Raw genomic sequence first — 24,940 nt, 5'->3', positions numbered from 1 at the left:
GGTGGTGCCAGCGGCCGAGGTGGACGGCGACGTGACGCGCTGATGCGGTATCACCGGCATCACGGGGAGAAGGCGCGATACACAGGCCGGGCTCACGGCTGGGTGCGGCTTTTGCGCAGCGGATGGCATGCTGGGCAGCGTTTACCGGTCCCGCCACGGCGGGACCGCTGATCAGGCGTGGCTTTCCACCGTCCCGGACAGCCAGGCTTCGAGCAGGCCCACCGGCACAGTTTGGTGGAGCTCGGTCTGAGCTCCTTCGCGGTCAGGTTCGGCTCGTCGATCACTTCGACAAGCTCGTCGGCGAGGGCAGGGTGCACGTCCTGCAGGGATTTGCCGGGCTTGGGGCGGACCCTGGCTGCGATGGTGCGTCGGCGGGCGCATCGGGGGCATCCGCTCGACTGACCTGTGCGGCGGTTTGGAGGGGCGGGGTACTCGAAGCGGCAGTGTGGTTCGGGGCACCGCCACTGGCATGTCTTGTTCGACGTGGGGAGCAGATCGAACGCGGTCCAGCCGGGGTGGCCGACGATCTCGATGAGTTCTTCGGCCATCGTCGGGTTGACCTCGGCGAGTGATTCACCAGGGCCGGGCCTGCTGTTGGCCGCGCCGACCCGTGCGTGACCGCACCGGCTGCAGCCGCGGCCAGCAAGTGCCCGGCTGTGCAGTACGGCCTTCCATTCGTAGCCGCACTCCGGCTTCCCGCACCGCCACAGGCACACGTCGTTGCAGCCGGGCGGCATCCGATCAGGCGCCTTGCCCGGGTTGGTGAGGTTCGCGATGAACTCCTCCTCAAGGTGGGGCGCCACGTCCACCGCCGACACCTCTGGGCCGGCCACGGCCTTCTGCCACAGCTGCGCACCCCTCGTGAGCGCCGCGGTGACCTCGGCCGGTGTGAGCTGCCGCCAGGAAAGGCCGCGGCCCCGCAGTACGGCACCCACCGCCTCCGCCCAGCCCTCGGGGTTCACCCCCGGCCCGGCCTCATGGTGGACCAGGCCGGGCACCGGGACGGGCGGCAAACCGCGGCTTCGGATGCGTTCCACGTCGAGTCCAGCGGCGATCGCTGCCGCGGTCTTGGCGGTGTCACGCTCCAGACTTCCTGGCCTGTTGTGGGTCCATTCCGGGTCCAGGTCGATGAGCAGGGCCGGCTCGGGTAGGTACAGGTCGAAGCGGTCCTGACGGCGCCCGGGCAGGCGGAGCCGGTGGTCCAGCTCCACGTCAAGCCCGCAGGCGGCCTGGACGAGCATGGCGACGTTGCATTCGAACGGGGAGCGGCCATGCCCGGTGCAGTCCGAACAGTCACGCCCATTGGTGCGATTGGCGAGCCTCGCCGGCCAGAAATGCCCCTGAGCGCACTCCCACACGCACAGGTCATGGGACTGCGGGCGCAGGGTGTCCGGCCCACGGTTGGGGCGGCTGAGATTCCGGCGGAACTGGCGTGCCAGCGCAGGATTCAGATCGGCCAGCGATTCTCCCGGGCCAGGAGCCCGGTTGCGGCGCTTCCAGCACTCAGGGCACCCCGAGGGTTTGACGGTTCGGGTGCGAAACTGCAACCGGGCGGGCCACTGGTGACCGCATCCTTCCGCCGAGCAGCGCCACTGGCACCGGTCCGTAGAAGACAGCGGTATGGCCTCCAGCGCCATATCCGGGCTGGACAGGTTGGACACGAACTCGGCCTTCAGCCGAGCCCGAACCGCAGCCAACTCGGTAGCACTTCGCCGTTTACCCATGACGGCAGATCCTGACAGCCGCCTCTGACAACGGCCCTTCATGGGGCCAGGCTTGCCAGACCAGCTCCCCCGTCATCACCGACGCCGTGCCCGGTGACACCACAGCGGCGCACCCCATACGGGCGCCCGCGCTCCCGGCGGTTACTCAGAGTATGGTGCGAGTCGGGACACCCCGGCAACGACGAGGGCATCAACTACCCGTTGCCAATCGTCAGCCAGGCCCGCGTCGGCGACAACTTGGCGCAGTTCGATCAGCCATGGTGTCAGGAGATAGGTACGGTTCGCGATATGGCTGGGATCGGCGAGGACAAGGCTCGCCACCCACGGAAGGCCGACGCATGCCTGTTCCTCGGCTGGCAGGGGCTTGATGAAGGCGATGAGCTGATCCACGCATGTGACGTGGCCCTGAGCATGGGGCAGCCAGTGGGCGACTGTGTCCTGCCAGGCCAGCGGATCCCACCAGATGATGGGCTTCCCCTGAACTTCCCGGTAGAGGTAGGCGGTTTCGGGGACAGGGTTGGGCAAGAGCGAAGCCAGAGCAGAGTGGTAGTCGCTCCGTCCGGCGAAGGGCGTGTGCCCGGAAGTCTGCAGGGCGATGACGTGGGCGACCACCGTCGGCCACATCCGCCGTGCCGTGGCTGCTCTGTCCGCTGACTCCTCGGCAGCCGAGGACAGCGCGCACAAGAAGCTTTCCAGGCGCGTCGCGTCGTCGGCGTAGGCGTCTAGGTGCTGGAAGACGGGCGCGTCGTCGCCCGTGCCTGCCACCATAAGCAATGCCCGCGCCGCGATCAGGGCGTGGGTGCCGCGACTGTCCATGTCTTGTTCGGCAGCGAGCAGCGCGCGGCGGTGCGCGGCCAGGAGTACCGCGAGGAGTTCGCGGGCCGGGGTCGACACGCAGATCGACGCCGTCGCTGCCGCGCCGAGGGCCCTGATCGCTGCGTCGAGGCGGTCTACGTAGATGGAGTCGTCGGTGGCTTCGTCGAGTGAGTGCGCGACGGGATCGTCGAGCGCGACGACCCTCCGCCGACTGGTCTGCGGATCCCAGTTACCGAGGATGCAGTCGCGCATCGTCTCAGCTGTCAGCTGGAAGGCCGTTTCGTGATGGCAGGCGATGTTTCCGGCTGGGCACGCCGCATGCCAGACAGGGTCGAGGCCGCGGGCCAAGTGCACACGAACCTCGTTGGGGAGGGAACGCGCCAGCTTGCCTGCCGCGGCAGCAGCCTGGCGGTACGTCGTGGAGCCGTCCGTGCCGTCGATCTGGGCGCGGAGCTTCGCGGCGGCGGGCAGAAGAAGGAGCGGCAGTACCTCTGCGGCAATGCGGTCAGCCCCCTGTTCGAAGTAGGAGTCCTCGGCTTCGAATCGGCGTGGCGATGCCGCGCCCTCCCCGATGCGCAGGAGTGTGTCGACGGCGAAGCGCAATGCGTCGGCGGGCAGTTCAACGCCGTCCACGATCTCCGCGGTGAGTGCCGTCGCGGCCACGACGGCAGGTACGTCCCACTGGCTGGCGGGATCAGGGTCTGGCGGGTTCGCAAGGAGTTCTCGGGCCGAAGCCAGGTCGGAGACCAAGTCGTCCGCGCTGATGTGTTTGTCTGTGCCGTTTCGGGGATCGATGTAGTAGCGGACGCTCAGCCGGATGGCTTCCTGGGCGCGTGCCATTTCCACGTTCCTGACCTGCAACGCTTCGACGACGTCGCTGGGAGGCGAGCTCTTGATCTCCAGGCCACCTTCCACTTGCTGTGCTTGGTAGGTGCTGCGGTCGAGGCTGCTAGCCCAGGCACGCACAGCCGCGAGTTGTTCTTGGACGGCCGGCTCATCGAGTTCGCCAGGTTCTTCCTCAGCCAGTCGCCTAGCCGTTGCGACAAGTTGTTGCCCGATCAGTCGCAACTCGTCGCTGCGCTGGTTGTCAGCGCGTAGCACCATCATCATGGCTGCCTCCCGCAGCGACCAGCGTCGACGCTCGGGAGCCGCCAGTCCGTCGGCGGATGCCCTCAAGCCGCTCGCTTCTTGGACGACACGCGCGAACTCCAGATGCCAGATCACCGGCTCGGCGAGATAGCGGTCCAGCAGGCGGTCGGCGTGCTCCAGATGGCGAACGAGCAGGCCGACGACCAGGCCGACCATCGCCAGGTTCTCGCAGTCCTCAAGCAAGGTGGCGACCAGTCTGTCCAACGGGACGCCTGCCTCGACCAGTTGGTCACACACCCGTTCCAGAGCTTGCAAGGCGCTCATACAAGGATATGGACCGACGCCGGTTCCGCGGTACCAGAGCCAGACGTGCTCGTCTCCGATGTAGGTCCGGCGAGCCCCTGCGACGTCAAGTTCTGTCCGGTGGGCGTCGAGGTCGTGGTCCTCGATCCGGACACCGTAGGGACGGTGATGGCCTGTGAGGGTGCGTGCGCGCGCCAGTGCGGCGTGGTTGAGCATACGGTTCAGCACCGAGACGCCGTTGCGGAAGTCCGATTGGAACAGCGGCATGAACGGGCCGCGGTACCAGGCCGCAAGGGGAGTCACGCCGAGCCCGCGAGCACCATGGCGCCGGATGCCCTCCTCGTGGAATCCTGACCCGTTTTCGTCCTCGTTGAGGTAGTAGGCCTCGGTCAGCTCGGCAAGGAAACCACGCCGATACATGGCCAGAGCCCGGCCGGTCAGCACTTCCTCGACGGCGGGACCAGCCCATGCTGGCGCGTCGCGCGCAACGCGGCGCAGAATAGCCTCGCCGTCCTCACCGAGATCCGGGCCGAGCAGTGCCAGCAGTTCGACCATGAGCTCATCGGTGATCTCACGGGGGAGCTCAAGACGCCTGCGACGGCGCTCGCGCCTACGGCTGTCTCCCATGAAGACCAGCCGCTGCCTCTCCAGGAACTGGCGCTCGGCTTCGGCTTCCTCAGCTGGCTGGGCTGCCTTGGCCGCAGCCGCGGCTGCCTGCTCGTCGTTGAACCGGCGCTCGGCAGCGGCGCAGGCGGCAAGCAGGCGGTCGTGCAGCCTGACCCGGAGCGGATACCCAGCGGGTGTTTCCGTGATGATGACGGCGTGGAGCCAGTCCCGCAGCATGTCCTGCACGTGCTTGCCCTGTTGCCAGGGTTCGTCTTCATCGAGGAGCAGGGCGATGAGGGGCTCGGCTGCGGCGATCCGCACCAGGCCCGCTTCGTTGTGTAGCCGCTGGTGCACGAGACGGATCAGTCGCCGCAGGCCGGTGCCAGGCTCAGCGCGCAGCATGGGCCAGGCCTCGCGCAGGACCGGGTCGGGCGCTCCGAGCGTCAGGAGCGCTTCGCCGGGCACGTCGGCCCAGCGGTCCCCGTGGCCTGCCGTGACCAGGTCGTCGAAGGCCTGCTGCAGGCGGGCGAACCTGCCGCGCAGAGGGGCTTTCGGGGTGTCGGGAGCGGCAAGCAGTGCCTGGCAGGCAAGACGTGCGGCACCGAGCGCCCAGCGCGGCACGCCGGCCTCGACCAATTTCGCCGTGAGGTGGCCGGCTGAGAGGAAGAGCCGGGCGATCGCATACCGGCGCACTTCGTCGTGGGCGAACTGCGGGCCGATGGCGAACGGGTCGTCCATGTCCGTGCGCAGCACCCCGTCCTGGCGCAGTCCCGCAAGCGCCGTGGGATCGATTGCTCCGACGACCTCCAGAGGGTCTCCTTGGCCGAGTTCCAGGGCGGCCAGGCGGAGAAGGGCAATGTTTCGGGCGTCCGGGGTCCCGCGTTCAGGACGCCGGCGGAGCACCAGTCCCGACCACACCTGCTGCATGGCATCGGCGTCGCTGAGAGGGGTGCTCTTCACGCCTCCTCGGACGAGCAGGTCCACCACCACAGGTCGGCGCAGCAGCTCACGTGAGCGCGGGTCTGCCGCGAGAGCCGACAACTCGTTAAAGACTGCAACGATTTCGGCTACCTGGGCATCGGTCAACGGTGGTACCTCGAAGCTGGCGACCTCCCCGACGCAGCGATCGTTGATCGTGTCACGGACCACTTGCTGGGCGTCGTTCGCTGTGACGGCGACAACTTTGACGTCGACCTGACCAGCCGCGTCCATCAGATAGAGGAAGGGGTCCAGCATGCCCTCGGCGAGCGCATCCGCGCCGTCGATGACAAGGAGGCGCCGGGGGGCGCTCAACTCGCCGAGTAGCGCGGTGAGCGAGGTGCCGAGTACGGACTCCAATTCTACTGTGGTCGGGGGAAGGTGCCGCAGGTTGATGCAGGCCACCTGCGTGGAATCGGGGTCCTGTGCGGCTTCGGTGAGCGTGCGGACGACGAGGGCGCTCTTGCCCACGCCGGAGTCACCGTGCGCGACGACCGCCGCCGCTGGGGACTCCACGAGCTGGAGCAGCTGACTGGCCGTATCGCTCCGGTCAAGATGCACCGTGCGACTGTCCTCGGTGGCGATCTCGTTGCGCACCGAGGCAAGCGCCCGTTCGTGAAGGTGGCTGAGGGCCTTCCATCCCTGCCGGTGGCGGCGTGTGGTCGAGTCGAGGACCTGGTGCGCGTCGCGCCGCAGAAGACTCAGGTCGACGGTGGCTGCCTTCGGTGGGTACTCGTCAGCCAGGGCAACGAGCCGTTCCAGCAACCGTGTTGCCCCGTAGAGGTCAGTGCCGCGGGCCACAGGGATCAAGGAGTTCGTTACTCGGGCCCAGTCCGATTCGTCCGGTGTCTCGAGTCGAGGCATGAGTACCGTCAGCCGTGACAGCAGTTCCCAGGTGCGCTGTTCGACGAGCTGCGGGCTGGGATCGGCGGTCCCGAGCGTGGCCAGGGCGAGTTTGACGAGTTCTTCGATGTGCGTGAGCCGTGTTCGAACGCCGGCCAGGAACTTTTGGTGCGTCCGAATGAGGCCGAAGAAGCTGGGCGCATCCTTTTGCGCGACGGCCTCGGCGGCGAGTGCTGCCAGCTGCTCCGCGTGCTCTTGCGGACCGGCGACAACCAGAGCGGCTCGGTATTCAGGCCCCTCGGCGGGTGCGTTGACGACCTCCTGCACGAACGTGCAGATGAGCTTGGCGCTCGACTCGTTGCTCTTGACGAGATTGGGTGCGCGGCGCATGGCGAGGGCGAGCACCAGGGACGGCTCCGGCTCGTCGGCACGGGCCGCGCGGATGACGAGGTCGTCAACCGAGTGTTCCGGTGCTTGCTGAAAAGCCACGCTGACGACCGACCGACTGTCGCCCAGCTCGGCCGCACCCTCTCCGAGGAGCAGATGGGCAAGGTATTGGACGGCGACTTTGCGCTCGAAGGTGACGCCGCCGCCACCGGTCGCGTACGGGCTCATCCCGGTGGGAGCCGGAGCGTCCGCGGCGCTCACCCGGGTCTCCTCCAGCCACGTGCGCAGCACGTCCTTGTCGGTGTTGAGGCGCCACTGCTTGGCACGCCCGACCTGGCTTGAGGTGGCGAACCCGGCCTCTCTGAGCTTGCCCAGCGCCGCTGTCGCCGTGGTCGGAGACACGTCCAGAGCCCTCGCGACCATCCGGCCGGACATGGGCGTGGCCGTGCTGGCCAATGCCTCCAAGGCCCTGTACGCGCTCTCGCCCAGCATGCCGCGGAGCAGGTCGGCGGTTGAAGTCACACCACCACCATAAGCCTTGATGTCCAGAGCAGTTGGACATCAAGAGGGTTTGCGCGGTTGTAAAATCCGGCGAGCGGGCGAGACCCCGCATGGTCTCAGCCCTGGCCGCAAGCCGTGAAGATCTCAGCGGCCAGGCGCACGACCGCCAGTTCCCGCTTGACGCCAAGTCGTATGCCGGTGCCCTGTTCGCCGGTTCGATGCGACACCGCTGCGCGGGACAGCAGACCGCCGGATACCTGCCGCTCGACTGCAGCGACACCTGCGGCATCAACCACACTGGCCTCTACCTCTCCCGACCCGGCATCCCGATCGCGTGGCCAGTCCTGAGTTTCTCAACGCCCTCGGCGCTGACACACCGCTCCCCTAACGATGCACCATCGCCGTCGGGCGAAGCACTCGCCGCAGTCGCCGACGGTGTGGAGGACGCTGAGAGCCAGGGATCCAGGAAGGCGGCATCACGAGGGCCAGGGCGGATGGGACAGCCATCACGGCAAGGTGCAGCTCGCGCGGTTGGAGCGGCGCCCATCGCCCACCAGTTGTGCTCAAGCCACGTACCGAACAGGCAGCCTCACGGGCTGGTCAGAGGAGAGAGCTTCGGTGACGCTCCAAGACCCGTCAGCAGACTGATCCTGGGCACGGCCTTTCCGGCGCGCAGACGTCCCCGGCGTTCTTCGGTGAGCGCTTCAATGGTCGTGTCTGCCCACTGCGTTTTGGCGGTGGCCATGATGAGACCGGACGCGCCGACAGCTGCGCACCCCTCCATGAGCTTGCTGGCCTCGTTTCGCCGCTGGCCAGGGCTCCTGCCGAGAGAGTCGTTGCTCTTGGCCTCCCCCAGCCACAGTTCCTCCGTGATGGCAAGAGCGAAGTCCAGCCCGTCGTGTCTCTAGAACCCGTCGCGATGTATGTGCGGTACCGCAGGTCAACGACAGACGGTCACAGCAACATCAATGAGACCTCACAGGAGTCAGGGTGTGTCGCCGGACAGTCCCAGCGGTTCCGCTCGCCGGGGCGTGGGTCGTACAGGGCCCGGCCGCCTGGGCCGAACTGTCCGAGCTCGGTCGTCAGCGCGACGCCGGTCTGGATCTCGTCCGCTGTCCAGCTGGTGATGTCGAGTAGCAGGCCGTCGAGCGGGCCGCCGACCAGTTCGGCGTAGGCCCGGTCGGGACGCGGGCCTGGGTGGTCGTGGTCGGCGCCGTAGACCTGGCCGCGCAGCAGCTCCTCATCCCTGTCCATGGGTCTCAGCCTCCCAGCCACCACCGACAGCCGGGCCCGGTACGTGTACCCATCGCGCCTGCCCGCCGCCGGCGGCGGCCTCGACCTCTCCTCCCTCGCCACCGCAGCCACCTCCAAAACCGGCCAGGACGAGGTCTACGGAACCGGCGGCTGGGCAGCAGCCAGCATGCCCTTCATCACCGGCACCACCGACGTCAACAACGACGCCATCCCCGACCTGTGGGCAGTCATGAACGACGGCAACCTCTACTTCTACCTCGGCGGCCGCACCACCCACGGAACCCGGTTCATCGCCAGCGGCCCCGGCTGGACCACCAACCTCGCCATCAGCTGAACCACACCACCCCACCCACCAGAGCCCGCCGCACCCCACGGCGGGCTCCCCCACACCCCCACCACCCCCTCCCAACGAAAATCCACACCCGCCAAACCGATCGCCTAAGCGTTGTCCCGTAAATGATCTACGGCGTATTGGATGGTCTGCGCCTTCCTCCGTCACCCGGCGAGGGCGAGGTTGTGCAGTCGGGCGATGCCGAGCATGGCGTGGTGGACGCCGTCGCCTTTGAGGCGGCAGTCGCGGAGAATCTTCCAGGTCTTCATGTGGGCGAAGGTGTGCTCGACGCGCGCTCGAACCTTGCGGTGGGAGGCGTTGTGTTCCTCTTTCCAGGCCAGGAGCTCGGCCTGGCCGGGTTCGCGGCGGTGTGGGATGACCAGGCCGGTGCCCCGGTAGCCGCCGTCCGCGATCACTGTCGTCATGCCCACGGCGCCCTTCGCACCGGACTACTCCCACGCCTTGCAGTTGTTGCGGTTGCCCGGCAGCGGCCGGCTGCCGACCACGACGACGAACCGCGTGTCCGCGTCGATCACGACTTGGCGGTTGGTGGAGTACCGGTAGTTCTTCGACTGCTCGGCGACGCTGTGGTCGCGGGTACCGGACCAGAGTGCCGTCCACGATCAGGACGGTGTCCTTGCGGAACCGCCGGCGCTGTTGCAGCGCGAGCAACGGCCCGAGATGGTCGATGGTGCGGTCGGCAGCCGATTTCGACACCCCGAACAGCAGGGCGAGCTGGCGCAGGGTGAGGTTGGTGCGCCAGTACGCGGCGACCAGCAAGACCCGGTCCTGAAGGGGCAGGCTCCAGGGCCGGCCCTTGCGGACCGGATCAGCACCCTCGCGCCGCAGCGCGGTGATCAGCTTGCCGAACTGCCGCGCGCTCAGCCCGGTGAACGGGGCTATCCAGGACGGCTGCGACGCCGTGATCACACCAGTCACGGCGAGATCCTCACACGGTTCCCGCCGGTACCGCCGCGCTGATCACTTCCTAGCCAGGCACAGATCCTTGACTGCGGGTCAGGGGATCAACGCTCTTCCCACTGGGTGCGGGCGAGCTCCGTGTTCGTCCGGACCAGGTCCTCGTCGTCCTCGATCATGAACAGCGAGTACCGGCCCATTGCGTCCAGGGCGTCGAAGACCCGGTGTGCCCAGGCGTCCGAGTCCGGCTGATTGGCAGTGACCCGGGCCGGGTGAGAATGGTATGGCTCGTCCAGGTCTGGCGGCACGGCGACCCAGCAGCTCAGCCAGTGCTCGTTGTCCCCCCAGGTGAAGGAGGGGGACCGCCCGTCGGTGTCACAGAAGAACTCGATGCCGAAGGCCGCTTCGAGGTCGGCCCGCACGGCCTCCGCGAGGGTGGCCCCAGGGGCCTGCGGCCCCCGGAAGCCGGCGTAGATGTCGTATTCGATCAAGATGATCAGCCTCAGCCCACGTCGAAGGTCTCGTCGTAGCAGTATCCGATCAGTCACACCTGGGTGAACTCACGCGACGCTCCCGCGGTGCACAAGAACGTGTCGAGCCCCTTCTTGGCTTCCGCCCACGACCCACGCGCATCCGCACCGCCTCAGAGATCGTTTACGGGACAAGCCCCAGGAAGGCCCCCAAGGACAGCTGGGCCACACAACACGCCCCGCACATTGCTCCAGACCGCGTAGACCACGGGAAGCCGCTTCCGTCCACAGCGTCATCCGGAGATGAACGGCCCTGTGGTCTTCTTCGGATCGCGTCACGATGGCGTTCGCGCGGGTGAGGCGGCTGGTCACGAGGCCTGGCCACAGCCAGGTTGATCGGGGCTTGGGAGCGGGTGGGCAAGGTCTCGCAGTCGCGGTCCAGGCGGCAGTTCAGCATGAGCCGGCCAAAGGTCCACTCCACCTCCCAGCATTTCGGGATCGGGGTGAACCCCTGGTCCCGGGCCTGCGGATGGTGATCTCAAGCCGACGATGACCCCCGCCGACGGTGGCCTTGCAGATGCCTGGGTCGACGGCCTCGACCAGGTCCAGGAGGTGAGCGCCGCCGGTAACACATCCCGCATCGTCCTTAGCCCACATTTCGCCCGCTCGAGTCCCCGCCACCGTCCAGGCCTCCCGCCCCGCACACCACAAGACAGGAACCCAAACCCCGCCGTACTGGATGAACACGCAGCCACAGCACCAACGACGCCCAAGAGGTCCGGCCCACCGGGCAAGATGAGGACATGGTCAATGAGGGAAACACGGGCTTCACGCTACCGCGGGGCGCGACAGGCTTCTTCCTGCCGAAGGACGGCCCCCTTCCGGAAACCGACCTGCGGCCGTTCCGGACCGCCGTGCATGCAGCTGCCCGAATCGCCGGAGGCCAAGTGGGCGAGATCGAGACCCAGGAACACCCCCGGACCTTCCACACCGCTTCGGTCATCGATCGCACGAGCGAGAGCGTCATCCTGTGCCACGCCCATCACCCCTGGATCGCCTTCGCACAAGAACGCCGGAACTGGTACACCGATGAGTTTCTTCCCTCTCCGCTGTGGGCCTGTGCCTTCACTGACGCAGGCTTCATGGTTCTGAGCAGCGCGCAGCTCGCCACACCTCTCTCCGACCTGGACACCTCGGCGCTGACAAAGGACGAGTGGCGCCACATGCGCTCCTACGGCATCACCACATTGGGCGGAACGCTCTTCAACGCATGGGCCTGATGAGCACGCATCTTCGTCTGTCAGGTGCTCCAGACCGCAGCGGGCGCCAGCCACATGCCGACCGCCGCCCACGAGCCGTCCCGTCCCGCCCCAGACCACACTCACGAACTCGCCGACGCCCGCCCGCATACGGGCTGTTCGCCGCCGAGGCAGACGGCGCACAGGTCCGTGTCGGGCAGGGCGAAGCGGGGGCACATGCCCTCGTCCCCGGCGCAGGGGCGGTGTCGGCCGGTACCGGCGACCTCCGCTTCGAGGCGCATGCGCTTGTCCGCCCACGACTCTGGCACCGGTGTCTCCTCCCGGTCTGCCGTCTCCTGGCGCAGCAGGTCGTACTCACCGACTTGCTGGGCGGGGATGGGCCGGACACCGGCGGCCAGGCCGACCGCGATAAGGTCCCGCTGCCTGCCGCCGACACCCCGCCGACCGCAGTGCGCAACGGCTGGGGCAGGGGTCGGGCGAGGAGGGCGTGGCGGATCTCCTGCGGGGTGAACCCTCTCCAGTATCCCCGTGGCCACCAGGCCCTGGTCCCGCAGTGTCTCGGCGTGCGTGATCTTCCACTGCGGCGCCTCCGCCGCGATCGCCTTCAGCACCTCCCTCCGGGGGTCAGTTCCACCGGCCGTACGAGCGGGGCCGGAGCGGACGCGGCACCGCGCCCCTCGTTGCCGCTGCCGTTTTCCGGCGCGGCGTCAGCCGTCGCCGACTCCCCACCGGCCGTCACCGGCCCGTGCTCCTGGTCCTCGATGACGCCGCCGCCCCCATCCGTCCCTCCGTCCGGGTCTGTCAAGTGCGCGTCTTCTACCAGCACGGACGGACGGAGGCCGGTTCGGGGGATGAGCGGGGTGGGACGCGATCTTGCAGGTCAGCCCCAGAGTCCGGGTTGGATTTCCAACCCGCCGTCTCCGCCGCCTTCTGGGCCCGCCTCTCCTCTTCCTGCGCGGCCTCCCGCGCGATAGCCTGCCGGGCCGCCTCCGCTGCCGGAGCCTTCACCGCCTCCAGGGCCGTACCGGCCGGTGGGAGCCGGCAACTCGCGTGCACGATGCCGTCTCGGGGTGCTACTCGTTGCTGGTCGGACCGCGAGAGTTAAGGCGAGAACTTGATCATTCTGGACAGCTGTGTCATACGCGGCATGGGCCTCGAGGACAGCAAGGCGGAGCTCCTGCGGGCCATCGCCAGGACCAAGACGGAGCGGGTCGGCGCCCCGTGGATGGTTGTCGAGGAGCTCGTGGCTCAGAAGGCTCTTGAGTACACCGACGCGCACGAGTCGGCGGCGTCCGCGCTGGCCCAGTTGCAACGCAAGAGCCACAAGGCGGAGCCGGAGCTCGGCGTGGCCGACCCGGAGGGCGTGCGCGCTCTCTGGCGCGTGAAGTACGGCGAGATCCTGAAGGTGCTCCCGACGAGCGAGAATGCGCTCCGTGAAGGCATGTACCGCGAGGCCAACGCCCTCCTGCCGGCCCGGCGTAAAGGCGACCGCAGCAAGAGCGTGAAGGTCGGCGCACGGGATGTAGCGATCTGGCTGAGCGCCGTCGAGTACGCGCGAAAGCACCCCACCGAGACGGTCTACTTCGTCAGCGAGAACCACACCGATTTCACGAAGGGCACCGGGGTGTACCCCTCGCCGATGGACGCTGACGTCGAGGGCCTGGGTGACCGGTTCAGGCACCTGACGAACCTCGACGAAGTCCTCGCCCTCGTCGCCCCTCAGGTCGAGGTCGAGGCGTCTGACGAGCCTGACGTCCGCTCGCTGCTGGCAAAGCGGGGCGCCGATTTCGTGCAGTGGATGCTCACCAAGTACTGGGGTGTCACGCCTCACCGGGGGGAGTTCCAGGCCATGACCCAGGCCGGCACGGTCGAACTGGCTAAGGGCTGGGTGGACGGGAGGGCCTCGCTGGTCGAGCTCGCGGACGTGACCGACTTGAAGGCATACCAGCTCGGGTCGGATTTCTACTTCGTCGCCACGGTCAGATGGCAGATCGCCGGACCTGTGGTCACTGGGAACCGTCTCAACCTGGGCGCGTGCTACTGGGACACCCGGCTCATCGTGCCGCGAGGCCCGGACGGAAAGCTGATCCACATCCTCCGCGAGGCGACGCCCGTGCCTGTGGAGGACGCAGCAAAGGTGACCTGGCCGCCGCGCCTCGTCCCGGTGGAGAAGAGCAGCGCCCTCGAGCTCCTCCAGAACAAGCACTCCATGAGCCGCAAGGAGCAATGGGGCCTGACTGTCCTGGCGGTTCTCGAGGCGATGACGATGTCGCCCGCCGACCGGCAGGAGCTCATCGACAGCATGCAGTCGAATCGCGACTGGACAGATCCCAACGGCCTGGAGATTGAGGCGCAAGACCTCCACGCCCCTGCGCCCCTCGAGACCACTTCAGATGACGACGAGGAGTGACAAGACGTCTGGCCGGTGCCGGCCACCGGCCAGGCCATCCCCCAGGACCCCCACGGCCTCGCCCCCCCGGACTCGAGACCCTGCTCCGGGCGCCGCACGGTGCTCGTGACGGCCGTGGACGCCTCCTCGACGCCGACGGGGCGCAGCGGGCCGCCGCGCGGACGGGACTGATCGGCTGCTGATCGGCGCCCGCGGGGCGCGTGGAAGGGGGTCGTGGTCACGGCGTGGGCTCCTTGTACTGGTCGGGGACGATCGCGTACGCGTCCGTCGGGAGAGCCAGGGGTGGCCGAGTTCGGCGCCGGTCCCAGCGGCGAGGATCTCCGCGACCTCGGCGCTGTAGCGCTTCCAGTGCTCGGCATCAGTGCAGCTCATGTGACAGGTCGTGTTACACAGGTGCGGGTCCGTCCCCGACGGTGGCAGGGCCAGCCGGGGACGGGCGCGCCCTCGGGGTCCCCGCGCGAGCAGGGGTGTTCCGCCGATCTCGTCGGTGGCGGGCGCCCAGCACGGCTGGTCCCCGCGCGAACGGGGGTGTTCCCCTGCCGACTACGAGGTCAGTAACGGCTTCGTGCTGGTCCCCGCGCGAGCGGGGGTGTTCCGTCGGGCCGTCTCGCGATCCGGCAGGAGCGGTACTGGTCCCCGCGCGAGCGGGGGTGTTCCGGACGCGCAGGAGAATCCCACCGCCCCCGACACCGACGACTGGCCAGACATCCCCCGCCTTCTGCCGCCTACCAGCGAGCTTGCGATCAGGACCGCTGAGCGTCCCACAGCATGTGAGCTGACAAGCCCATAGCAGCCATGTCTCTCCTGTGACGGACATCTGACGGTGGCGTCTATGCCCCCGACCTCTGCCAGAATGAGCCCGTGCACACCAAGCCGTCTCATCGCAAAGAACAGCCAAAGCCCTCCTGAAAGCGCAGGTCAGACAGTCTGGTTCCGCGCGAGCGGGGGTGTTCCGTGGGCCATGAAGGTCGACTCCGGCACCCAGTCCTGGTCCCCGCGCGAGCGGGGGTGTTCCGCTCGCCGAGGCGATCGCCGCCCGCCAGGCGCACTGGTCCCCGCGCGAGCGGGGCTTCCTCGGTCTCACCGACGAGGGCCACCGCATCGCGGACCACTACAAGTCGCTGCAGTCCGGCGAGCTCGGCATCGGCTTCGCGCTGACCCTCGCGGAGCACGTGCTGCGCAGCCGCTTCCCCGACCATTCGGTGACGTTCGTCCCCGCCGACACGGTGTTACGCGCGGGCTGGGCCCTCACGAGCAGGGACAAGGGCGAGAAGGTGAAGTACCGCTACCGCCCGCAGTACTTCGCGGAGGTCTGGCGGCCGGGCGAGCCGTCCCTCGCCACCCCCCTCGCCTGCAAGGGCAACCACGGCGACGCCGCCACTTCCGCCGACCAGCTGGCCTCCGCCTCGGCCCACGCCGAGGCGGTCCACATCGGCGCGTGGAACGAGACCCCCGGCCTGCTGTTCAGCACGCAGCTCCCGACGGACGGCGGCACGATGACCGTCCACACCCTCCAGGCACCCGGCAGCGGCGGACGGCTGTCCCCCGCGGAAGGTCGTGAGCCGAACCTGAACGCACCGCCGTTCCAGGCGAACGTGATGCCGGACATCCACCCGCCCACCGAGGGCCTGATAACGCCGGAGCCCGTACGGGGCTGCCACGTCCAGCCGAAGGACTACGCCTGGTTCCAGGAGTCCCTGGCCCACACCACCGCGGCGGGCCTCATGGCGTTCACCGGCTCCGGCCACGCCACCGCCCGCCACCTCACCGACCGGCAGGGTCGCAAACGCTTCACCGGTCTCGAACACGCGGCCGCCATGAGCATCCAGGACGCCGCCCACACTCTCTTCGGCACCGCGTACGTCGGCACCGACCACGTCTTCCGCCTGAACGGCCCCCGTGTCGAGGCGTTCTCCGGCGTGGACGAGGAGGTCTTCCGACTCCTCGCCAGGGGCGACGTAGAGGAGTACCGAGCCCTCGTCCACGCTGGCCGCCACGCCCGCCCGCACCTCAGCTACGACAAGGACTGGGGAGGCCCGGTCTCCGTCCACGCCGACGGCTCGGTCCTCGCTCTGCGACTGCTGCCGGGACAGGAGGAGCCGCGTCCGGGCTCCGCCCGCTGACGAAGGACCCGCCCGGTCCTGTCCGCCCGACGACAGGAGCGCGGGCCTCGATCCGGATCACCGTCCGAAGAGACCTGCGCCCCTGCCGTCCAGGAGCTCCAGCGCCTCCTCCCACCGAAAGCGGTCCGCTCCCCCGCCCTCCTTCGGCCGGTGCGGCTCGTACGATCCGACCAGCACGCCCATCTCCCGCAGCCGGTCCAGGCTCCGCCCGTACGCCGGGTGTGCGGCCATGGCCGCGTTCACGTACGGCAGGACGACCGTCGGGGTGCCCATCCCGTACGCCTCGCACAGGACGCCCAGCGCGAGGGTGTCGGCGATGCCGGCGGCCCACTTGTTGATCGTGTTGAACGTGGCGGGCGCGACGGCGATGGCGTCGGCGGGCGGGAGGGGGCGCGGGTCGCCGGGGCTGCGCCACGCCGAGCGGATCGGGTAACCGGTCTGGGCCTCGATCGCCTCGGTGTCGAGGAAACCGAGGCCCTGTGGCGTGGCTATGACGCCGACGCCCCAACCCTGCTCCTGCGCAGCGGTAATCAGCTTGTGGGCGTCGCCCGCGATGCCGGCGGCGCAGACGACGACGTACAGGAACGGCTGTGCGGTCACGCGGGTACTCCCAGTCGACGGCTGAAGTGGTGGAGTTCGGGCAGCGTACGTCTCCGATCGCGGGCAGCCATGTCGGCGACCAGGTCGCGGACGGCGGGACGGCGTACGTCCTGGGCGGCGCAGGTCTCGGCGATGCGGAGAGCCTGGTAGCCCTCGGCGAGGCGGCCCTGCTGGTTGTAGGCGCGGGCGGCCTCGACCCACAGCGCCGCCCGGCGTTCGGGGACGGGAATGTGGCGGCGCATGAGGGGCGCGGCGGTGCTCAGGGCGATGCCGGCGTCGCCGAAGGCGACTGAAGCGCTTACCGCATGGAGGGCAACGTTCGTGGGGCTGAAGTTGGCCCAGGCATCGGGGCGGTCGAGTGCGACGTAGCGGGCGATGTCCCGGGCCTCGTCGAGGAATTCGCGGGTGGCGGCACGATCGCCGGCCGTGCTGGCGGCAGTCACGCCTCGCAGGAGAAGGAGTCCTACGGCCGCGAGGTAGCGCGGGGAGCGCTGGTCGTATGAGCCTGCAAGGTGGCCCGCGGTGTGCCGGACCAGGGTGACGGCCTGGGCGGTGTGCTTCTCGCGGGTCAGGACGTGGGCGTGGACGCGGACGCTGGAGGCGAGAACGATCGGGTCGCCGCAGCGTTCTGCTTCGGCCGTGGCACGGCCCACGGCGAGCCAGGCGTTGCCATGGTCTCCCTGCTTGAGCAGCAGGCTCGTGGAGGTCTGATAGGCCGTGGCCAGAAGCCCGGCCATCACACCATCGCCGTGGTGATCGCCGGCGGCTTCGCGCAGGTCGGCGATGAGGCTGGGGAGAGTCGCCTCCAGCGCTGCGTAGTCGCAGGTGTGGAAGAGGCGCCGGGCCTCGGCGACCCGTGACGCCAGGGGCTCCTGATCCATACCATCCGCTCGGGCGGAAGCCGTGCGTGGGCCCGGGAGAAGAGCCCGGACAAGGTCGTCGTGGGCAGCCGTGGCAGGTGCGGTGGGAGCCGCGAGGGACGCGATGCTCGCGGCGAGGAAGGTGCGGCGGCGCATGTCTTCTGTCTCAGGGTCGTCGGTCGGTTCTACGGACGGGTCGGATTCACTCAGGCCGAGGAGACGGAGAGGAATGCCGAGTTCGGCCGCGACGGCGCGTAAAACCCGGGTGTCCTCCGTGCCCCGCCCGCTCTCCAGGCGGCTGAGCTTCGACTGGTGATAACCCAGTGCGGTGGCGACATCCGCCTGCGAGCGACCGGTGCGCTGCCGGGCCCGTTTGATCGTCTCGCCGATCCTCTCGGCCTCGGCCCTCACGTCTGCCATCCATGCCCTTCCGTCCTCGTCGAGCATGCCCTCCGGTCGCAGCGTAGGCGAGCGGTACGGGGGCGTCATGCAGCTTCTGCATAGACGATGCGGTGCAGGCACAGAGCATCGCGAACGACGAGCCCTGCGCGGTTCCTTGGGGTGGTCGATCCGAATCCCGGAGGCCGCTCGTGGAAGTGCACTAGCTCACCTTCACTCTCCTGCCGACACCGGTCGCCGTGCCCACGGCACGACGCCAAGTGCGGCAGGCCATGGCCACCTGGTCGACCATGCCTGCGGCGCAGGAAGCCGTCCACACGGCCGAGCTGGTCGTCAGCGAGCTCGTCACCAACGCAGTCCGTTACGCAGGCCATCAGCCGATCAGCGTCGTGGCCCAGTTCTCCGACGCGGTTCTGCGGGTGGAGGTCAGCGACGGGAGCCGCACTCCGCCGAAACCCGCGCTGCCGGACGAGGACAGCGAGGGCGGACGCGGTCTCTTCCTCATCGGCGTGCTCGCTGACCGCTTCGGCACAGCGCTGACGGAGTCCGGCAAATGCTGCTGGGCCGAGATCGACATGGCTGCCCCACCTCAGGCCGAGGTCGCTGCCGCCTTGTCCCTTCCTACGCAGAGGAGTGGTACGTGAGTACCCGAGTACCCGCCGTCACGTCCCAGGTGATCGCGATCCGGCCCGGCCGACCCCTTACCGGTGCGGTGGCAGTCGACGGTTCGAAGAACGCCGCGCTCCCGCTCATCGCGGCTGCGGCAGCGCTCCTTCGCCCCGTCCGCCTCGACAATGTGCCCGCCAGCTCCGACGTCCAGACGCTGCTCGATCTGTTGTGGCAGGCGGGCTGGAACACCGCCCACCCGGTCAGTGACAGCCGCACCGTCCTCCCCAGCGAGGCGACCGCGACGCCCGACGGCCTGGGTGAGGCCGCGTCCAGCATCCGGGCCTCGTACTACCTCGTCCCCGCTCTGATCGCCCTGTGCGGTCGGGCCCGACTTCCCTGGCCGGGTGGATGCCTGATCGGCGACCGCGGGATGGAGCAGCACTTCAAGGTGTACGAAGCCTTCGGCGACCGTGTCCACGTGGACGATCGTGGGTACGTGGTCGAAGCCGGCAAGGCAGCCCGTGGCACGGTGTCGCTGGTCCTGCCGTTCCGGTCCCGCGGGGCGACGATCGCCGCTGTGCTGCGCGCCGTGGTCGCAGGTGTGCCGCTGCGGCTCGGGCAGCCGAACCTCTCCCCGGAGGTCCTCTGCGTGCTGAGCGCGCTGGCGGCTGTCGGGTACGAGTATCGTGCCGGCGAACGCGTCCTCACTCTCGCCCCTCCGTCTTCTGCTTCAGAGGACGCACCCGTCTGGAAGGTACCGGGCGACAAGATCGAGGCCGGGACCCTGGCCTGTGCCGTGGCAGCCACCGGCGGCACAGCGCGGATCGAAGGCGTCCACGGATCCGACGTCGCACCGCTGATCGCAGCGCTGAACCGGATGGGCATCCCCACGTCCGAGGAGCCCGAGGCACTGATCGTCCAGGGTCAGGCCACCCAGCCGACCGGCCGCCCCCTCCGGGCCATGGCCACCCTCGCCCCCAACGGCCTCGACGCCGACTTCGAACCGCCGCTGCTCGGGCTCGCTCTGAGCTTCCCCGGTACTCACCTGTTCTCGGACCCGATCAACCCTGGGCGCCACAGCAACCTCATCCCCCAACTCGTCCGCATGGGCGGGGTGATCACCGAACTGTCCTCGACCGAATGCCGCTTCACCGGGCCCCAGAGACTGACGGGGGCCGGAGTGGAGGCGACCGACATCCGCACGGGGTCAGCGCTGATGGTCGCAGGGCTCACCGCCCGTGGCGTCACGACGCTCGGCGGGGTCGACCAGATCCGCCGCGGCCACGCCGACCTGCCTGGCAAGCTCCTCGCCCTCGGTGCCGACATCTGCGAGGTCACCCCATGACCACCGCCAGACATCTCCAGCGGATCATCGCCACCACAGACTTCCACTCGGCCTTCGACAACGCCGTACCGATGCTCGCGTACCTGCACGCCAGGAGGCACGACAGCTTCGTCGTCGACTGCGGGGACTTCTTCGAGGGCACCGGCTACTACCGTCTCGGTCAGGGCCGCATCGAGCGAGACGTCCTGGTCGGTCTCTACGACGCCGTCGCCCCGGGCAACCACGGATGGGCCCACTACTTCGAACCCGACCTCCACGACATCACGGTGTGCGCCAACGCCGTCGACGCCAAGGCCGGCGACCCGCTCTTCCGTCCGACTCGCCTCGTACGCGTCGGTGCCCGCCGCGTCGCCGTCACGGGTGTCATCGGGCCCCAGGCGTTCAACGCCATCCCTGCCGAACAGCGCGCCGGACACCGGGTCACCGAACCCGTCCAGGCCCTGCGCGAGCTGATGCTGACCCATCACCACCGGGTCGACTCCTGGGTGGTGCTCAGCCACTCCGGGTTCGACGAGGATCTCAAGTTGGCTGCTGCCTGCCCGTTCCTGAACGTTGTCTTCGCCGGGCACTGTCACAGCGAGCGGCCGGAACCCGTGCCCGTGGGAGACACGTTCGTCCTCAAGGGGGGTGAACTCGCGGCAGGGTACGCGCTGGCCGAGCCCGTGGGCACGGGCTGGTCCGCCCAGGTGGGATCGTTCCCGCCGGCAGCCGGCCTCCCCCGCGAGCTGTCCCCCGTACGGGAGGCCGTCGACGCCCTCCATGGGGGACTACTCACCCCGATCGGTCCGCTCCGGTCCCCGTACGCGAGGGGCCTGCTTGACCGTCACGCACTGCTCACTGACATCGCAGGCCGCCTCCACAGCGGTCTAGGCGTCGAAGCCGTCCTGTTGAACGAGACCGCACTTCGATCTCCCCGGTTGGAGACCGTACTCACGCAGGGCGACCTCCTGGCCATCGAGCCCTTCGACAACCAGCTCGTCCACGCCCACGTGCCGGAGCGCTTCCTCACAGACCCGGCGGCCCTGCTCGCCCACCTCACCACACAGACGGGCCTGGTCGTGTCCGCGCCCTGTCCCCTGCCCGACCGCCTGCCGACCGTACTGACCACCGGCTATCTCGCCGACGCGTACCTCGGAGGCCGTACCCGGCAGGCCGGCATCCGTCTCAGCCAGGCCGTGCAGCACACGCTCACTGATGGAGACTCCCGATGATCCTCACCGGCCCCGAGATCACCCAGGCCGCGGCCGACGGCCGCATCCGCCTCTCCCCGTTCGAGCCGACGCAGGTGAACCCGAACAGCTACAACGTCCGTCTCGGCGGGACCCTGCTCACGTACACCGGACACGCCCTGGACGCCCACCGGCCGAACGCCACCGAGTCGATCGAGATCGCTCCGGACGGCTTCGAGCTCCAGCCCGGCCAGCTCTACCTCGGCCACACCATCGAGGAGGTCGGCTCGGACACCTTCGTACCTCTGCTCTTCGGCCGCTCCTCGGTCGGCCGCCTCGGCCTGTTCGTCGAGATCACCGCTCCCATCGGGGACATCGGCTTCCACGGCCAGTGGACGCTCATGCTCTCCCCGATCCGGCCGCTGCGCGTGTACCCGGGCATGCGGATCGGCCAGATCATGTTCTTCGTGTCGGTCGGCCCGGTGGCGCTCTACGCGGGCAAGTACCAGTCGTCCGCCGGCCCGCAGCCCTCCGCGTACTGGCGGGACCTCGCCGCTCTCGGGGCGGTGGCCTCATGATCCTCACCGGCCCCGCCATCGCCGCCGCCAGGGCCGCCGGTGAGATCACCATCGAGCCGTACGAGCCGCGGAGGATCTCCCCCAACGCCTACGACTGGCGTCTCGGCGACACCCTCCGCTTCCACGACGGCTCCTTGGACGCGGCGAGGCCGACCGAGTTCCAGGAAGTGCCGATCCCCGAGTCCGGGTACGTGCTACGGCCGGAGGTCCTCTACCTGGGGACGACGTACGAGCGGACCGGCTCCGAGGCGTACGCGCAGTTCCTTAACGGCGACCGGACAATCGGCGCGCTCGGCATCTGGGTCCACGTGTCCGCTCCCCTCGGGCACCAGGGCCACGCCATCCGATGGACTCTGGAGATCCGGGCGAGCCGACCGGTCCGGGTCTACCCGCGCATGACGTTCGGCAAGTTGGTCTTCCTCCAGGCCCTCGGCGCCACGGCCAGCTACCAGAATCACGGCCTCAAATACAGGGCCAGCCAAGGCATCGAAACGTCCCGCCTCTACGAGGAGAACCCGGGAGACCCCGCGTGAACCCCACCGTCGTCACCGCCCTCGACCTGCCGTTCCCGAGCCCCGGCGGAAGCGTCGAGCTCTTCCTGGACCTCTACACCGGCCGCGTTCCCCTCCTGCCCGCCCGGGCCTTCATGCTCACGCCCGAGCACAGGGGCCCGCGGCCGCCCATACCGGCGGGGCTGGAGCTGGTACAGGCGCCGGGAAAGTGCCTGACGGGGTACGCCTTCCGCCGCTACGTCGCCACCCTCCAGCGAACCCTGGCCGAGGCGGTGGATCCGGGCGACACCGCAGTCCTGCATCTGCAGCACCTGGCCTTCGGCGCCACACCGGCCCTGCTCAGAGCATTCCCGAAGCTCCCACGGATCGCCCTGGTCCACGGGACAGACCTTCTCTTCGCCGAAACGCACCCCGAACAGTTGGCCACCCTGCGCGAGGCAGCCTGGGCCGCCGACGCGATCGTGGTGCCGACCGGTGCGGTGGCGGACCGACTGCTCCTCCTCGCCCCCGACACCCGACGCCGCAAGATCGAGAAGATCCCCTGGGGCATCCCCGACCACCTCATCTCCGCCCCTCCCCCGCGGCACCGGAACCAGCCCTCCAGCCACCTGCGGATCCTGTACGCCGGCCGTCTCACCCCCGAGAAGGGCTTCGACGCCCTACTCTCAGCCCTCCCCCTCACCCACTCCGCCGAGCTGTCCATCGCCGCGCCCCGCGCCGAATTCCACGCCCTGCGCCCCCGTCTCCACCAGGGCGGAGTACACGTCCACTACCTCGGCTGGCTACGCAGGCCACAGCTCTGGAGGACCTTCGCCGACCACGACGTGCTGGTGATGCCCTCTACGACGCTGGAGGCCATGGGTCTCGTGGCACTCGAGGCCCAGGCATGCGGCCTCCCCGTCCTCTACCAACCCGTTCCCGGTCTCACCGAGGCACTGGGCGGCACCGGTCTCGCCACCGACTTCGCCGACCCGCATGCCGTCGCCCGCGAACTCGACCGCCTCCGCACCAGCCCCGACCTCCTGCCGGCGCTCCGCGCGGCCGGCGCCACCAACGCGGCCCGCTTCCCCCTGGGCGCCACCGCCGAAGCCCTCGCCGCGCTCGGCAGGCGGCTCGCCTGATCACCCGTGGCGCACCCCCATCAGGACCGGCCGTCTCACTACGATCGGAACACCATGACGCTCGACATCCCGCGCATTGAACAGCTCCTCCAGGACGGCGTCCGCGACCGGGTCTACCCGGGAGCCGTCTGGGCCGTCGGCAACGCCTCCGGTACTACGGCAAGCGGGGCGGTCGGCCTCGTCGACCCGACCCGCCCCGACGAGCCGATGCGGCTCGACACCGTCTTCGACATCGCCAGCCTCACCAAGATCGTCGCTGTGTGGGCCGTCATCGGCACTCTCGTCGAAGAGGGCAAGCTCCAGCTCCACACCCCGCTCGGCACCTTCTGGCCCGAGGTCACCGGCCACCCACTCGGCCAGGTCACGACCCATGAGCTCCTGACCCACACCGCCGGTCTGCCCCTGCGCGCCAACCTCAAGAACCTGTACGGCACCGACCCCCAGGACATCCGCGACGGCGTCCTCCACGAGACCCTCCACCGCGCGCCCAGCGAGGCCGTCGAGTACACCGACCGAGCCGCCCTGATCCTCGGCTACCTCGCCGAATACCTCGCCGGTCAGCCCCTCGACGTCCTGGCGGCCAGCCGCATCTGGGAACCCCTCGGCATGACCGAGACCCGCTTCGGCCCCTTGCCCGCGGACATGATTGCCCGCTGCGCCCCCACCGAACTCGACGAGGCAACCGGCACCCACCTCAAGGGCACCGCCCACGACTTCTCCGCCCGTCTCCTCGGCGGCACCTGCGGCATCGCCGGCACCTTCTCCACCCTCGCCGACCTCAGCCGCTTCCTCCAGCACATGCTGGCCCCGATACAAGCCGCCTTCAGCCAGTCCTGGACCACCGACTCCCTCCGCATCCGCACCGGCGATCTCACCCCCGCCCGCGGCCTCTTCTGGCACCCCGCGCCTGGCACGGAGCTATGTGAGGACGTCTGGGTCCACTACGGCTTCACCGGCACCGGCATGTGGATCAGCCCGAAGCAGCAGCGCTGGGCAATCCTCCTCACCAACAAGCTCTACTTCACCCGCGACCGCGAACCGCTTACCGCCGTACGGGGCAGGTTCCGCGAACTTGCCTTCCCTATCGCGGACTAGCCATCCTCGAACACCCCAGGCCGTGGGGCCGGGGGAGCCACTGTTTGGTGACCATTACTGCAACGACGCTCGCCACAAGGATCGTTGCAGTAGTGATCAGTCATGAGTGTGCCAGCCACCATGCGCCAAGCCACCGATCACGCTGCACGGCTCCCGAAACGCCTTGCCAGCTCCAGCAGGAACAGCAGAATCCGCGCCTTCGGGCCTGCGGTAAGGGAGCGCATCGGTGACGGTCCCGCGTCCCGCACGGCACACGACAGCCCGCCTGCAACTTGTGCCTGGACCGCATGCGCTCCACTCTCTCCAGACCGAACGGGCTGGACCCGTCTACTGCCACTCCGCAGAAACTCCGATCCGAGCGCAGCCGGTACGCCCAAAACCCCTGCTCAAGCCGACTTACCTCTACGTGCGGAGTCGCGGCTACGGAAGACCTGCCGCAGAGTGGAGTATCCGCGCTCGTCGCCTCGACCGAGATGGAGAACCACTTCGCCTGGGCATTCCCGGGGACGGGATGTTGTCAGTGGTGTTGGGCAGAATGTGGTCAGGGGGAAGGAGTGGAGATGTCCACCGAAGGGTCTGACCTGCGCATACCTACGCCGAGCGGCTGCCGCTGGTGTGGGATCGAAGAGCGCGAGCACAT

General features: G+C 68.9%; 19 protein-coding genes and 1 pseudogene. 11 read left to right on the top strand and 9 right to left on the bottom strand.

Translation table 11 applies throughout. The features are described from left to right. Nucleotides 1–92 precede the first annotated feature (92 nt). The 4 genes from ACWDVG_RS25760 to ACWDVG_RS25745 form a co-directional block, all read right to left on the bottom strand. Complete coding sequence (locus tag ACWDVG_RS25760; RefSeq protein WP_451702291.1) at nt 93–1,661, bottom strand: zinc-ribbon domain-containing protein; 1,569 nt, start codon at nt 1,659–1,661, stop codon at nt 93–95. A 204-nt stretch (nt 1,662–1,865) separates the two neighbouring features. Continuing rightward, nucleotides 1,866–7,268 carry a hypothetical protein gene (locus ACWDVG_RS25755; protein WP_451702289.1) on the bottom strand — a complete coding sequence of 1,801 codons (5,403 nt, stop codon included), beginning with the start codon at nt 7,266–7,268 and terminating at the stop codon, nt 1,866–1,868. A 95-nt stretch (nt 7,269–7,363) separates the two neighbouring features. Further along, nucleotides 7,364–7,543 (bottom strand): hypothetical protein, encoded by a 180-nt coding sequence (locus ACWDVG_RS25750; protein WP_190216024.1) that lies wholly within the window; start codon nt 7,541–7,543, stop codon nt 7,364–7,366. A gap of 658 nt (nt 7,544–8,201) precedes the next feature. After that, nucleotides 8,202–8,501, bottom strand: coding sequence for a hypothetical protein (locus ACWDVG_RS25745; RefSeq protein WP_451702286.1), 300 nt, complete (start codon nt 8,499–8,501; stop codon nt 8,202–8,204). On the opposite strand from ACWDVG_RS25745, the gene ACWDVG_RS25740 reads away from it, so the two are divergent. Beyond that, entirely contained in the window at nt 8,500–8,835 is a 336-nt protein-coding gene (locus ACWDVG_RS25740; RefSeq protein WP_451702284.1) for a hypothetical protein, read from the top strand. The two genes, ACWDVG_RS25745 and ACWDVG_RS25740, sit on opposite strands and share 2 nt — an antisense overlap. Before the next feature lie 161 nt (nt 8,836–8,996). Here the strand turns inward: ACWDVG_RS25740 and ACWDVG_RS25735 are convergent. Both ACWDVG_RS25735 and ACWDVG_RS25730 read right to left on the bottom strand, forming a co-directional pair. Then, nucleotides 8,997–9,771: pseudogene (locus ACWDVG_RS25735) on the bottom strand (transposase). An 86-nt stretch (nt 9,772–9,857) separates the two neighbouring features. Next, entirely contained in the window at nt 9,858–10,241 is a 384-nt protein-coding gene (locus ACWDVG_RS25730) for a hypothetical protein (protein ID WP_451702282.1), read from the bottom strand. A 782-nt stretch (nt 10,242–11,023) separates the two neighbouring features. Here ACWDVG_RS25730 and ACWDVG_RS25725 point away from each other — a divergent pair. Then, nucleotides 11,024–11,500, top strand: a complete 477-nt coding sequence (locus tag ACWDVG_RS25725; RefSeq protein ID WP_451702280.1) for a hypothetical protein — start codon at nt 11,024–11,026, stop codon at nt 11,498–11,500. Between the two features lie 101 nt (nt 11,501–11,601). Here the strand turns inward: ACWDVG_RS25725 and ACWDVG_RS25720 are convergent, their stop codons facing one another. Beyond that, entirely contained in the window at nt 11,602–11,787 is a 186-nt protein-coding gene (locus tag ACWDVG_RS25720) for a hypothetical protein (protein ID WP_451702279.1), read from the bottom strand. Nucleotides 11,788–12,593: 806 nt separating this feature from the next. On the opposite strand from ACWDVG_RS25720, the gene ACWDVG_RS25715 reads away from it, so the two are divergent. Together ACWDVG_RS25715 and ACWDVG_RS25710 are read left to right on the top strand one after the other, a co-directional pair. Then, nucleotides 12,594–13,889, top strand: coding sequence for a PIN domain-containing protein (locus ACWDVG_RS25715; protein ID WP_451702277.1), 1,296 nt, complete (start codon nt 12,594–12,596; stop codon nt 13,887–13,889). Between the two features lie 1,172 nt (nt 13,890–15,061). Next, nucleotides 15,062–16,012 carry a hypothetical protein gene (locus ACWDVG_RS25710; RefSeq protein WP_451702276.1) on the top strand — a complete coding sequence of 317 codons (951 nt, stop codon included), beginning with the start codon at nt 15,062–15,064 and terminating at the stop codon, nt 16,010–16,012. A gap of 57 nt (nt 16,013–16,069) precedes the next feature. On the opposite strand, the gene ACWDVG_RS25705 is transcribed toward ACWDVG_RS25710, so the two are convergent. Next, a complete protein-coding gene (locus ACWDVG_RS25705) occupies nt 16,070–16,612 on the bottom strand; it encodes a flavoprotein (RefSeq protein ID WP_451702274.1) in 543 nt (180 codons plus the stop codon). Beyond that, nucleotides 16,609–17,892: a helix-turn-helix domain-containing protein gene (locus ACWDVG_RS25700; RefSeq protein WP_451702333.1), complete on the bottom strand. Its 1,284-nt coding sequence runs from the start codon at nt 17,890–17,892 to the stop codon at nt 16,609–16,611. Before ACWDVG_RS25700 ends, ACWDVG_RS25705 begins: the two co-directional genes overlap by 4 nt. A gap of 251 nt (nt 17,893–18,143) precedes the next feature. On the opposite strand from ACWDVG_RS25700, the gene ACWDVG_RS25695 reads away from it, so the two are divergent. Genes ACWDVG_RS25695 through ACWDVG_RS25665 form a run of 7 tightly spaced genes read left to right on the top strand, consistent with a single transcriptional unit; the run spans nt 18,144 to nt 24,300 of the window. Beyond that, nucleotides 18,144–18,515: an ATP-binding protein gene (locus ACWDVG_RS25695; protein WP_451702272.1), complete on the top strand. Its 372-nt coding sequence runs from the start codon at nt 18,144–18,146 to the stop codon at nt 18,513–18,515. 29 nt (nt 18,516–18,544) lie between these two features. Then, nucleotides 18,545–19,825, top strand: a complete 1,281-nt coding sequence (locus ACWDVG_RS25690; protein ID WP_451702270.1) for a UDP-N-acetylglucosamine 1-carboxyvinyltransferase — start codon at nt 18,545–18,547, stop codon at nt 19,823–19,825. Then, nucleotides 19,822–21,036: a bifunctional metallophosphatase/5'-nucleotidase gene (locus tag ACWDVG_RS25685; RefSeq protein WP_451702267.1), complete on the top strand. Its 1,215-nt coding sequence runs from the start codon at nt 19,822–19,824 to the stop codon at nt 21,034–21,036. Before ACWDVG_RS25690 ends, ACWDVG_RS25685 begins: the two co-directional genes overlap by 4 nt. Then, the gene (gene dcd / locus ACWDVG_RS25680) at nt 21,033–21,572 is read left to right on the top strand and encodes a dCTP deaminase (protein ID WP_451702265.1); all 540 of its coding nucleotides are present in this window, start codon (nt 21,033–21,035) and stop codon (nt 21,570–21,572) included. The genes ACWDVG_RS25685 and dcd overlap by 4 nt, the downstream gene beginning before the upstream one ends. Then, nucleotides 21,569–22,105, top strand: a complete 537-nt coding sequence (locus ACWDVG_RS25675; RefSeq protein WP_451702263.1) for a dCTP deaminase — start codon at nt 21,569–21,571, stop codon at nt 22,103–22,105. Before dcd ends, ACWDVG_RS25675 begins: the two co-directional genes overlap by 4 nt. Next, nucleotides 22,102–23,205 carry a glycosyltransferase family 4 protein gene (locus ACWDVG_RS25670; RefSeq protein WP_451702262.1) on the top strand — a complete coding sequence of 368 codons (1,104 nt, stop codon included), beginning with the start codon at nt 22,102–22,104 and terminating at the stop codon, nt 23,203–23,205. The genes ACWDVG_RS25675 and ACWDVG_RS25670 overlap by 4 nt, the downstream gene beginning before the upstream one ends. Nucleotides 23,206–23,259: 54 nt before the next feature. After that, nucleotides 23,260–24,300: a serine hydrolase domain-containing protein gene (locus ACWDVG_RS25665; RefSeq protein WP_451702260.1), complete on the top strand. Its 1,041-nt coding sequence runs from the start codon at nt 23,260–23,262 to the stop codon at nt 24,298–24,300. Nucleotides 24,301–24,940 lie beyond the last annotated feature (640 nt).

This window comes from Streptomyces sp. NPDC003327 (assembly GCF_053589515.1).
This window is presented reverse-complemented; position numbering and strand designations above follow the sequence as displayed.